Below are 12734 nucleotides of genomic sequence, written 5' to 3' on the forward strand. Positions count from 1 at the left end.
TGTTCAACTCTTTAGTCGGCCGATTATGGAAACACCTGCTTTTACCCTGTCTCCCGTTTTCACTCCCACTTCAATATTATTCGGAAGAAATATCTCGGCCCGTGAGCCGAAATGAATCATACCATATATTTCGCCGGCTGTAACTTTTTGACCGGGTTTGACCGGGCATTCTATTCTCCGGGCCAGAATGCCTGCGATTTGCTTGAAAATGATCCTTCCGCCCTCGAATTCAAGGCCGATTTCGGTATGCTCATTTTCCTCCGAGGCCTTATCGAGAAAAGCCTTAAGAAATTTACCCGGTATATATTTAACGTAATCCAGACGGCCGGCTACGGGAATTCGATTTAAATGCGGGTCCATGACCGACATAAAAATCGATACTTTTTTGCCGGAACCTCCTATATAATCATTTTTTATCTCCTCAATCGATAACACGCGGCCATCAGCGGAAGATAATATCAGTCCCGGCTCCGCCGGGATGACCCTGACCGGATTCCGGTAGAAATACACAAGAAACAGAGCCAAAACCGCCAAAATGGCCCCGGCAACGGAAAATCCCAGCGAATCCCGGTAAGCCGACCAGAGGCTGCAGGCAATGGCCAGGACAAAGCCGATCAGGATGAATTTGATTCCCGGAGCCGCTATCATTTGCCAAATACCCGCTTGAAAATTTTATCCACGTTTTTAAAATAATAATCAAGTTCGAATGATTCTTCGATTTCTTTTGCAGATAGAATACTTGTAATGTCCTTATCCTTCATGACCAGTTCCTTAAATCCGGGACCACCCTGATAAGCTTCCATAGCGGCGCGCTGGACCATGCGATAGGCCTTATCGCGGTCGCCCAGAGCGTCGGTTAATTTAAGCAGCAGCCTTTGCGAAAAGACAATGCCGCCATAAATATTAATGTTTTCCATCATTCTTTTCGGGTTTATGGCCAGACGGTCCAGAATATCATTAAGAAGTTTCAATCCGTAATCGGTCAGAATGGTGCTATCCGGTATTATTACTCTCTCGGCCGAACTGTGGGCGATATCGCGCTCGTGCCAGAGGGGAACATTTTCCATCGCCGTTATCGAATAGCCGCGGATAAGCCGCGCAATGCCCGATAATCTTTCGGACGTGATCGGGTTTTTCTTGTGCGGCATCGCCGATGAACCTTTTTGCCCTTTGGCGAATCCTTCCTGGATTTCACCGATTTCGGTCCGATGCAAATTTCTGATTTCGGTCCCGAATTTTTCCACCGAAGACATCAGAATGGCCATGGCGGTAATATATTCGGCGTGGCGATCGCGCTGGATAACCTGCGTCGAAACCTTATCCACCTGCAAACCCAGCAGCTTGCAAACACGGGCCTCGATGCGCGGATCGATATTGGCAAAATTGCCGACCGCGCCCGAGATCGCCCCCACGGCGGCATTCTCGGCGGCAACTTTAAATCGCTCTCTCCCCCGCTCCAGTTCGGTGTACCACACCGAAAACTTCAGGCCAAGGGTGGTCGGTTCGGCGGCGACTCCATGCGTGCGCCCGATGATCGGCGTCATTTTATATTTCATGGCCAGTTTTTTGATTTTCGCCAGAGCGGTCACCAGTTTTTTATCGATCAGGAGGGCCGCCAGTTTCATCTGCAACGAAAGGGCGGTATCGAGCATATCGGATGACGTCATGCCATAATGGATATATTTAGCATCCGGGCCGACAAATTCGGAGACTGAGGTTAGAAAGGCAATGACATCATGATTGGTGACGGCTTCGACTTCATTTATCCGATCAATATTGAAGTCAGCCTTTTTAATAATATTCTTCAAGGCCTTTTGCGGAATCATGCCCATTTCGGCCATAGCCCTGCATACCGCAATTTCTACCATAAGCCAATGTCGGTATTTGGCTTCATCCGACCAAAGCGCCCCCATTTCGGGGAGAGTATAGCGGGCAATCATTACTTCTTAACCTTTTCCCAATCGGCCAGGAATTTCTGAAGGCCAATATCGGTCAACGGGTGTTTCATCAATTGATCAATAACCTTGAATGGAATGGTCGCAACATCGGCCCCCATAAGGGCGGCATCGACAACATGCATCGGGTTCCTGATCGAAGCCACCAGCACCTCGGTGTCATAACCATAGTTGCCATAAATGGTCACAATCTGGCTGATCAACTCCATCCCGGGCGTGGAGACATCATCAAGCCGGCCGACGAACGGCGACACAAACGTCGCCCCTGCCTTTGCCACCAAGAGTGCCTGCATCGGTGAGAAACAGAGCGTGGCATTGGTCATGATGCCTTTTTCGGACAAGGCTTTTATGGCAACCAGTCCCTGGGTCGTGCAGGGAACTTTAATAGTAATATTTTTTCCTATTTGGGCCAGTGCTTCGGCTTCCTTCAACATCCCGGCGGCATCAAGTGCGACCACTTCCGCAGAAATCGGACCGTCAACAATCCTGCAAATTTCGGCCAGGAGTTCCCTGAAGGGCATATTTTCTTTGGCCAGAAGGCTCGGGTTGGTGGTGACTCCATCCAGAATACCCATCGCCTCGGCCTTTTTGATTTCTTCCAGATTTGCCGTATCAATAAATATCTTCATTAAAACACCTCTTTTTTTAATACTCAACAGCGACCAGATAAAGCCCTCTGGCAGGGGCAACATTTTTTATCAGAGTGTGGTCGCAGGACTTCAAAATATCTTTAAACTGATTCAAAGTCAAGTAATCCTTCTCGCCCTCGCGCCCGGCCTCAACCATCGAGCCGACCAGCGAGCGGACCATTGAATGCAGAAAGCGGTTGGCAACAATCTCATAGATAAGAAGAGAACCGGCCATTCTCCATTCGCTGTATTTGATCTCACAATCATTATTTTCTTTTTGCGATGAAACGACACAAAAGGCCGAGAAATCGTGGACCCCTTTTATAAAGTCGGCCACTTCATTCATCCGGTCCATGTTCAGCGGAAAAGGATATTCCCAGCGGTGATTAAAATACAAGGCTGATTTCTGGAGTCCTATCATATACCGGTAATGCCGCGATCTGGCCGATTTGCGGGCGTGAAAATCATCGGGGACTTCGGTCGAGCCGGTGATTAAAATCGTCTCCGGCAGATAATAATTGATGGCATCGCGGTATTTTTCCGGCGGGAGGTAATGATCGATCCGGAAATTAGCCACCTGGCCAAGGGCATGGACACCGGCATCGGTTCGCCCGGCCGCGTGCAGCGCGGCCTTTTGCCCGGTTACCTTTTCAATGGCCTCTTCGATTTTACCCTGGATTGTGACGGCATTATTCTGCACCTGCCAGCCGGAGTAATCGGTTCCGTCATATTCGATATCAAGCCTGATATTTTTAAGCGCCAAATCTTATGCTCCGGTAATTACATATAAGGCTATTACGGCAGCCGTCCCCGAACAAATGAAGTAAAGGTCCGGCAATCGCCAATGAAATTTATTATAGCGGCTTCTTTCCACCCCGCTGATATAACCGCGGGATTCGATGGCCACGGCAAGATCATCGGCCCGTCTTATGGCCGACTGAAAAACGGGAATCAGCAGGAAAACCATCTTCCTGGTTTTTTTTATCAGGCCGCCGGAAAAATCAACACCCCGGACAATTTGCGCCTTGCGAATAGTGTCGAACTCTTCGGCCAGCACTGGAATGAACTTCATGGCAATAAAGACAATTAATCCGATATCGGTCACCGGAACACCGATTTTATTGAGCGGCTTCATCCAGCCGACCAGCGCCTCGGCCATATCCGACGGAAGTGTCGTCAGCGATACAAAGAAAGCCACCCCGACAAACACCAGAAGTCTCAAAGAAAAGGAGGCCGCCATATAAAGGCCCCCTTCGGTCAGGCGAATCCCCAGCAGATCAACAACGGTCCTGGTATCTCGCGCCGAAAAAATAAGATGATAGGCTGCGGTAAAAGCAACCAGGATAACAAAAGGGCGGCCGTTCTTCACAATAACACTTAAAGGAATACTTGAGATCATTAATAGTAAAATTATGCCTGTCATGACAGTAAGATAAAAGAACGCCGACGATGTAAAAATAGACAGGGTCATCAAAAAGACGGCGAAAAGAATTTTTCCCCTTGGATCCAGCCTGTGGCCGAAGGAATCGGAGGGTCGATATTGCCCCAAAATAAAGCGCGCCGTCATTTGTTATATTCTCCTCTAAAACAAAGAATCTAACCGGTTTGGCCGTCGGTGTCAATGTAACTTTTGAGATAAAGAAAGGCCGCCTGTGACAGGCGGCCCAACGATTCTTCTTTGGGCTGATTGAATCGTGGTTTTATTTGAGAAGAATCATTTTTTTCGATATTGACTCATGACCCCGTTTAAGGCGATAGAAATAGAGCCCGCTTCCGGCCCGGCGGCCCTGACTATCCAGACCATCCCACTCGACCGTGTAGGATCCGGGGGGCTGTTTCTCATCGACCAGCGTTCGGATTTCTTGGCCGAGTATATTGAAGATTTGAAGCTTGATTTGCGCCGTCGACTCACCCGGCGTATTTTTCAAGGTATATTTTATTTGAGTGGCCGGATTAAAAGGATTGGGGAAATTTTGTTCGAGCGAAAAAACTTCCGGCAGTAAATTATACTCGGTATCGTCGGCCACTTCGGTCATAATATCCCCGAAGAAATTGAGAATATTAAAAAGCAAAGTGTCGCGCTTGTCATATTTGGAGGAATTATTATCAATGGACTCATAGCAAAAATCCAGAAAGACAAGTCGATATCTGTCCGAAAAACTCAAGCCGGTGTATCCGTCGGGATAGAATTTATAGCTAAAAGCGGGAACGGCTCCATTAAGAGGAATAATTTTGTCCCCCCACAGATATTGCATATTTGACGAGCTTATAAACCGAAGCGCCAGCTCATTGCCGATCGGCGATCCCGCGATTCCATCAAGATATGGTGAAAAAAGCGGCCCGGCATACTCGGCATGCAGAAAATCGGCCAGGAAACCAGGATTTTGTGTCTGCAGTTGCCTTGACAAACCCTGCCCGTTCAGGAACAGGTTGCCGCCGTTATCGAGATACTGACTGATATTACTGATATCTGATGATGACAAATAGTTCTGACCGGTAAAGCAGGTGTCGCCGGTAAACCAGAAAACCATGTTGAATCGACTGAGTTCAGCTACGGATGGGGATCCCTGCGAGTCCTTGTGCCAAACTTCGGCCGGGATCAACTTCCGGTAAAGATCATTGACATAGAGGCTGTCATAGGCCGCCCCACGGTCGTCATCAACAATCAAAATTTGCGGTCTTCCGACCCGTTGTTCAATCCCAAACAGCGCCGTGAAGGCCCCGCCGTTGGCTTCGATTGAGATAAAAAATGAATCATAGACCGGAGTAAGTGTATCCGGCAGATAAAAGATGATCGGATTGCTTAAATTATCAACCAGACATCCGTCACCCGGCATTACCCCTATTTCTATGGTTGGGACGCTGAATACTATGCCGGGGATTTTCGATGTCATTTCGATGGAAACGTCAAGCGCATCCACCCAGTAATTCATAATACCGAAATAGGCCTCGATCCTCTCCCCCGCCTCCAGATATCCATTGCCGTTTTCATCCATGAAGGTGCAATAATCAAGCCCCATATTGCAACGGGACCATTCAATATCAAGATTCGCCGTCATAAGAGGGCCGGGTTCGGAGATATTCCAGACCGAGGTCCGGGTCACAACATTTCCGTAGCCCTTGCTGTTGGGCAATGACAGATCGTCGAATGATCTTTTATCGGACAAACCGGGCCAGGGATCGCCGGCGTCGCCTTTATTGTTATTTGCATATTCCAGCTGGAAGAGCCCATCGGCCTGCTCAACGGCTACATGGTACCGATAAACATTGATATTATTATAAGTGGCGCCGTCATCGACATGGTAAATAATCAGGCCCTCACCCGGAAGCAGCGTATCGAATCCGATCTTTCCCCTGTTTTCGACAAGGAAATATTCCAGTCCGTAGGTACCATTCTTCCACAGCCGATAAACAACCGGCTCCGTTTCAACCCGCGGGAATTCCACATCTATCATATTTTCATAGACTTCGATCGGGTCCAGAAATCCCGCATGAGCCTTGCACCAGGCATCCAGATGGGCCGGTTTTTTCGAATCGCCCAGATAAATTCCGGTCGCCATCAGCGACCAATTGCCTATGCCCGATGATGAAGCCGGGTCATAATCCACATCATAAAGATCAGGCAGACCAATGACATGCCCGAATTCATGGCAGAAAACGCCGATCGGTGAGATTATTGACGTCACCGTGGATAAAACATATTCTTCCGGCTGGATGGTATAATTATCCACGAGAATTCCATCGAGATATTGATAAAATGTACCAAGATCCCACTTGTGAGAATACATATCACTGAGGTCACCGGTGCGCTCGCCGCCGGGTCCGGCATGGACAATCAGCAGTCCGTCGATTTCGCCGTCGGGCCCGTTATTGCCATAAGTATCATAAATTGAAAAATCGACTCCGAGCTGGTCAGCGATATCGATTGCATCATAAGTCAACCCACGGGAATTATGCGGAAAGATCGTGCCGATACCACCCTGCTCATTGACATAATAGGAATAAAGCTGGGGCATACGGTACCAGCCGCGGACATCGCCCTTTATCAGGAATTTCCCGTAAGAGTTTTCCAGATAATATTCGGTCATCGAGCCGGTCGGATTAACGCCGCCGGTTGAAAACAAAATGTCTTCGAAATTGGCGGCCTCGGCGGCAACCTTGTCTCCGGTATAAGGCTTGTCGCTGAAGTCAACCAGCAGGACCAGAACCGTCAGAGTATCGACGTTGTCGGTGGAGGATGACAATGTGGACGAAGTTTTGGCTGTAACAGGGGCATTGACCCCGTCGATTTTGGATTCAATTAAAAGCTCGGCATAATTCTCAAACTGTCCGGAATCTTCCATTTTCCGGCGGGCATCATCGGATAGCACCGCCGGCGATGCACTATTCCCCAACACAAGGATTGATACCGCCAGGGCAAAGAATATTTTGTATTGGAAAGTAATTTTCATGTTCCTAACCTGCCGGACATCGATTGTCATTATTTCACAAGGAGCATTTTTCTGGTTTCAGAGGATTCGGCAGTAGTCAGCTTATAGAAATATAAGCCTGAGGCCACTTCTTGTCCAGTTCTATTAGTACCGTCCCAGACGACTTCATAAGAACCGGCTGCGGCATGGTCATCGAAAAGAGTGATCACTTTCTGGCCCAGGGTATTAAATACGCTCAATTCAACCTGCGTGGCTCGGTCGATATCGAATCTTATGCCTGTAACAGGATTGAAAGGATTGGGGTAATTCTGATGCAGGGTGAAATCTCTGGGAAGAATCCGGTTCTGAATGATAATATCGGTCATAATGTTATATTTTTCTTTGGCTCTGAAAGCATAGGCTTGAAGTTCACCCAGGCTTTCCCCCATGACCAGCGCGAAAGCGATCTCTCTGGATGCTCCCGGCGCCAGGTTGAATGGGCCGAACGATACCAGGGTCATGTAATCGCCGGGGATATCCCGGTCGGCATCGATTCCCTTATAACTTATGTAATTGTACTTTTCAGCTTCGGTAAGGCCTTTTTTACCGCCGGTATTGGCTATTGTCCGCAGACCGTTAAATCCGGTCAAAGGCTGTATCCCGGCCAAAACATTATCGCCTGACTGATAAATAAGACTGTTGTCATCCGTGATGGCGGTCATATCACCGGCTTCACTTAGGTCAACATCGCACAGGAAACCGAAATAGATGCCGTTGAGATTTTCATTGGAGTTGTTAATAATGTTATATTTGACGATCAGAAAGCCATCATCGCCGGCCGCATCATAACTGGAAACTGACTGACTGAGGGTTACAGGAATCGGTATGGATGATTCATTATCGGTAAACCGGGCGGTGCTGTTGTATCCGCCGTCAAAATCGGGATACACGGTCGCCAACTGTTCCTGCGCCCCAAAGTCCGAGACATAGGCATGGCAGGAACTGTCTCTTACCGAAGAAGACAGCAGCAGCGAATTGCGCCCGACTATAATCCCGGCTTCGTACAACAGATTCTCCGAACCCCGAAATTTCAGCCCGACACCGCCGGCGGGATAAATCGAATTGGGACCGAAACCGAACTGACCAAAATCTGAAACGGTCAGTTCCAGCGATGATGTCATATGCGTGAACATGTTACCTTTGGGTTCATGCCCGACCGTCAGGCCAAGGGCAAGGGTGTCAAAATCGGGCTGGTAAGGTAACTGCATATAGAGGGAGAAATTCACCTCGCTCCCATGTATCAGGGAACTGTCGAATTTTATGACGAAAGGTGATATATTGACGGAATAAATTGACTTATTGCTGAAGAAGAATAAAGCCTCATTATCCAGGATGTGAACACCGGGGGCATCGGTACTAATAAAGGCGGTCATGGTGTCGGTGCTGCCGCCCGGAATCTCCAGGCGAACGAAGAGGTCAAAAGTCTCACCCGGCATGGCGATACCGTCACCGCCGATAATTTTACCGGACACATAAACGTCGGGAACCGGCGGGGCGGGAATAAAAGACAGCGCCTTGAAAGCATCGGGCAGGCCATAACCATAATTATTGTCTTCTCCGGGCGTACCCAGATCGCGGGCCGATTGAATAATGGCATTTTTAATCTCCGCCACGGTGGCATCGGGATTGTACTGCCTCAACAAAGCCACCATGCCGGCTATCAGCGGCGCCGCCATGGAGGTTCCGGTTTTGAGAGTATATGTGCCGTCCTTGGTGCATGAATAGAGATTAACTCCGGGCGCGACCACTTCCGGCTTAATCTGGGTGGTATCACAGCTTGACGGTCCCCGACTGGAGAAAGTGGCCACGACGTTGGTGGTCTGGTCGATGGCGCCGACGGCAAAGGCATTCAGAGGCGAACTGGCGCGGTTGGCCGGCAGGCGAAGCGACTTTGGTGTGGGGCCCTCATTTCCGGCGGCAAAGATAGTTACGATTCCGGCAGCTTCGACATTATCCATGACCTGATTAAAGGTGGCGTCACATGCCGGCAGGACAGTCGTCGGAATGCCCCAGCTATTGAGAATAACATCGGGCATATCACTGACCGTGGCAGGATTGCCGTCCGGATCAGCCGCCCATTGGAAGGCCGCCAGAATATCCGAAATAGTCTTGCTCAGCACCTGTCCCTGATCAATAACGGCGGCGGTGATCCACTCGGCGGCCGGAGCAACACCAAAACTGTCGGCGCCGGCGCTGCCGACCATCAGACCCATAGTGTGCGTCCCGTGACCGGTTTTATCAAAAGGGATACTGTCGATTGAAGTGGGCGCAAACCAGGCAGTCGAATTTGCAACCGTGTTCCCCCGCCATTTTGAAGAAAGAGCGGGATGGCTGCCTTCGACTCCGGTGTCGAAACTGCAGACCAAACGCCCCCGGCCGGTTATTCCGATATTCCAAAGAGCCGGGATATTCAAAGAAGTAATATGATTATATATCTGGGCCGTTTTGGCAGGCGCCGGAATCGATTCCACCGGCTCAATCAATTCCACTTCGGCGTTTTCAATAATAGTCTCCACTCCATTGATATTCGCGATTGCTGGAATCAATGAAACCGGAATCTCCAGTACGAGCGCCGGAGCAATCCAGTATTCCTGTATGTCCGCATTGGGAAATATTCTATGAATTTCACTCTTAACATTTTGCAGGGCACGGTATCCCGCCGACTTCAGTCCGGTTACGACTGTCTCATGCCGCCCGCGAAGAGTGGTCTCGCCGATAGCAGCCGCCTTGGCCGCCCGGCCATCGGCCCCGCCATCGACAAAAACGATAATGGAAACCATGGAGTCCATAACCGCGGAATTTTCAAGCATGTCGTCGAGGGAAGGCGACAGGGTCGCTCCGAGAACGGCTGAAAAAGGGATAGCCGCCAGGATTATACCGAATATGAAGAGTGATATAATTTTCGAATAAACAGACATCTTGATCTCCTCAAATAAAACCAAATACCTATCGAGCAACCGATATGCCCACCGCGGTTTTCAATAAATCGAGAAAAAAAGGTGAAACAGATTGCAAGCCGCGATTGAGCTTGTCGATGTAACATATTGTTTATCAATATGTTACATAATTAGTTCGGCGCGTATGATTTATGAACAGCTTTATTCAATTGTAATCAGAATCTTTGCAGATATATGACAAATGATGCATTTGCGAAATCGGTTGCATGTAATCTATCTGTTGTCTAAGCTGATTAAGTTGATTATCTTCAGGCGAATGAAAGGCTTTATAAAGATATTCAAAGAGCATCCTATCCTGGCCGTACTTGTCCTGGGATTTATTTACCGGCTGATATTTTTGCTCAGTTATCTTTACGGCCCCGAATGGGAACAACTGCTGGTCGATTCACTCTTTCATGACCGCTGGGCGGAGGCCATCGCCTCGGGACATATTCTGGGGGACGAGGTCTATTTCAGGGCGCCTTTTTACATATATATCCTTGGTTTCATCTATACCATTTTTGGACATTCACTTCTGGCGGCCCGAATCTTCGGGCATCTGGTGGGACTGGTTTCGGTATTCCTGACATGGCGGATTGCCGGCCGGCTTTTTTCGCCCAGAGTGGGACTTATCGCGGCATTGATTCATGCCTTATATCCAATCGCGGTTTATTTCGAGAGTGAACTTCTGGTTGACAGTTTCTTTACAATGCTGGCTCAGTTGTCACTATGGCTGTTGATGGTCAGTGGTGACAGCAAACAATATCGCGGCTATATCTGGGTGGGTATCATCACCGGGGTTGCCGCCATAACAAGGCCGCTGATTCTTGCATTAATTCCGATTTACATGCTCTGGATATTTGTCGACATCCGACCGCTCAAGGCGTCACTGCAGCGAATAGTGCTGTTTCTCCTGGCAACTTTTCTTATAATACTGCCCGTCACGATACGAAATTATATCGTTGCCGATGATTTTGTGCTGGTAGCATCATCAGGCGGCGTCAATTTTTACATCGGTAACAATGCCGCGGCCGACGGCCTTTCGGCGGCGATGCCGGCACCGCTGGGCCGGAGTTGGGAAATAAAGGATATCGACTATCTGGCCGAGACAGAAACAGGCCGCAATATGCGCGCCTCCGAAATATCCGATTATTGGTTTGATAAGGGCATACAGTGGATTATGGAAAATCCGGGCAACCTCATAAAGCTGTATATCAAGAAGCTGTATTATTGCATCAATGGTTCCGAGGTTTCGAATAACAGGAATCTGAACCTCTTTTTAGGCGGTTTTTCGATATTTAAATTTAATCCGCTGAATTTTGCCATTATATTTGCCCTGGCAGTATTCTCCATAGTGCTGATGATGCAGCATCATCTCCTGAATGGCGAGCGCCTGCTTATCCTGCTGTTTATCATTCTCTATTTTGCCCTGATAGCGATCTTTTTTATAAACGCCCGCTTCAGGCTGCCGGCGGTACCATATATAATTATTTTCGCGGCCTACGGCGTCGAATATTTAACGTTTAAAGCCGGATCCGGAAGGATTCTTAAAAAATTGATCCCTGCCTTTGTGGTGGGATGTGCGGCCTATTTACTCGCCGCGACAAACATATATGGTCTCGATAAATCTGATATAGCCGGCGGATACTTCAATCGAGCCAACTTTTATTTGTACCAGAACCAACTCGACCGGGCGTCCGAAAACTACCGGCTGGCCCTTCATGAAAATCCCGGATTTCCCGATGCCTCCCTGAACCTTGGCGTGGTTTTTCTCAGGCTGGGACAGGGGGATTCAGCCAAGTTTTATTTTATGCAGGAGATGAAGAATTCCCCGGATAATCCGCGGGCCTATATCAACATGGCCTCGATCTATTACCTTGAAGGGGATTACGACCGGGCCGAGGAAATGGCGCGAACTGCGCAGGTTATGAAACCATACTTTGCGGATGCATATATCATGCTGATGCGGATATACCATGCCATCGACAACAGACCGGCCTTTGAGGAGATTTTGCGGCGAGCCGTGGAGTCTGCGCCCGATGACGCCCGCGTATATTTGAACGCCGGTCTGATCTATTCGGATTGGAAAATGTATAACCGGGCTGAAGAAATATTAACCGAAGCCTTGAAGCTGCCCGACCGGGCTGTCGAGACAGATGACCTTAATTTCAATTACAGCCGTTTCCGGGAAGCGGCGCCGCTTCGAATCAAAGCCAGGGCGGCCTATCAACTCGGATATATATATGGTATTCAGGACCGTATTCCGGAGTCGATAATCATGAGCCGACAGGCCATAGATCTGGATTCCAGTCTGGTCGAAGCCTATATAAACCTGATCAACGCCTACAGCATGACCGGGGAAACTGCCCGCGCAAAAGAATTGATGAGTATCGCCTCGAAACGATTCCCCGAAAATGATCTTCTTAATCAGTTGAAAGAAAGATACCGATAAGCAATTACAAAAAGAAAGCCGGGAATCATTTCTGATTCCCGGCCGGATAACTTCAATCTATAAATTATTACTCGCCATCCGCGACGCTTCGCAGAAGTCCGAGTTTCTTCTTCTCGTGAAGATCGTTGGTAATATCCCTGAGCTGCTGGATATTCACTTTGGGAACACCGCCGGCATTAATCTTTCCGGCATGAATGAACGGCTGGACCGCCAGCCAATCCATCATGTTATTAAAGCATGTTTCCGCGGCATCCTGTTCGAAGGGAAGCAGCGAGAAGGAGAAATGGGCCGTC

General features: G+C 48.8%; 9 protein-coding genes. 1 reads left to right on the top strand and 8 read right to left on the bottom strand.

The window, feature by feature from the left end:
• Nucleotides 1-3: 3 nt before the first annotated feature.
• The 7 genes from CVT49_02490 to CVT49_02520 form a co-directional block, all read right to left on the bottom strand.
• The gene (locus tag CVT49_02490) at nucleotides 4-648 is read right to left on the bottom strand and encodes a phosphatidylserine decarboxylase family protein (GenBank protein PKK84712.1); all 645 of its coding nucleotides are present in this window, start codon (nucleotides 646-648) and stop codon (nucleotides 4-6) included.
• Nucleotides 645-1940, bottom strand: a complete 1296-nt coding sequence (locus tag CVT49_02495) for an adenylosuccinate lyase (protein PKK84713.1) — start codon at nucleotides 1938-1940, stop codon at nucleotides 645-647. Before CVT49_02495 ends, CVT49_02490 begins: the two co-directional genes overlap by 4 nt.
• Nucleotides 1940-2584 (bottom strand): fructose-6-phosphate aldolase, encoded by a 645-nt coding sequence (gene fsa, locus CVT49_02500; GenBank protein PKK84714.1) that lies wholly within the window; start codon nucleotides 2582-2584, stop codon nucleotides 1940-1942. Before fsa ends, CVT49_02495 begins: the two co-directional genes overlap by 1 nt.
• A gap of 16 nt (nucleotides 2585-2600) precedes the next feature.
• A complete protein-coding gene (locus tag CVT49_02505) occupies nucleotides 2601-3347 on the bottom strand; it encodes a tRNA pseudouridine(38-40) synthase TruA (protein ID PKK84715.1) in 747 nt (248 codons plus the stop codon).
• A gap of 3 nt (nucleotides 3348-3350) precedes the next feature.
• Nucleotides 3351-4151, bottom strand: a complete 801-nt coding sequence (locus tag CVT49_02510; protein PKK84716.1) for a hypothetical protein — start codon at nucleotides 4149-4151, stop codon at nucleotides 3351-3353.
• Nucleotides 4152-4284: 133 nt separating this feature from the next.
• Nucleotides 4285-7065 (bottom strand): hypothetical protein, encoded by a 2781-nt coding sequence (locus CVT49_02515; protein PKK84717.1) that lies wholly within the window; start codon nucleotides 7063-7065, stop codon nucleotides 4285-4287.
• Nucleotides 7065-9971 carry a hypothetical protein gene (locus CVT49_02520; GenBank protein PKK84718.1) on the bottom strand — a complete coding sequence of 969 codons (2907 nt, stop codon included), beginning with the start codon at nucleotides 9969-9971 and terminating at the stop codon, nucleotides 7065-7067. The genes CVT49_02515 and CVT49_02520 overlap by 1 nt, the downstream gene beginning before the upstream one ends.
• 220 nt (nucleotides 9972-10191) lie before the next feature.
• Between CVT49_02520 and CVT49_02525 the strand changes: the two genes are divergently transcribed.
• Nucleotides 10192-12441 carry a hypothetical protein gene (locus tag CVT49_02525; GenBank protein PKK84719.1) on the top strand — a complete coding sequence of 750 codons (2250 nt, stop codon included), beginning with the start codon at nucleotides 10192-10194 and terminating at the stop codon, nucleotides 12439-12441.
• A 67-nt stretch (nucleotides 12442-12508) separates the two neighbouring features.
• Here CVT49_02525 and CVT49_02530 read toward each other — a convergent pair.
• Nucleotides 12509-12734 (bottom strand): hypothetical protein (locus CVT49_02530; GenBank protein ID PKK84720.1); only part of this gene is annotated, 226 nt, incomplete at its 5' end.

This window comes from candidate division Zixibacteria bacterium HGW-Zixibacteria-1, assembly GCA_002838945.1.
GTDB lineage: Bacteria > Zixibacteria > MSB-5A5 > GN15 > PGXB01 > PGXB01.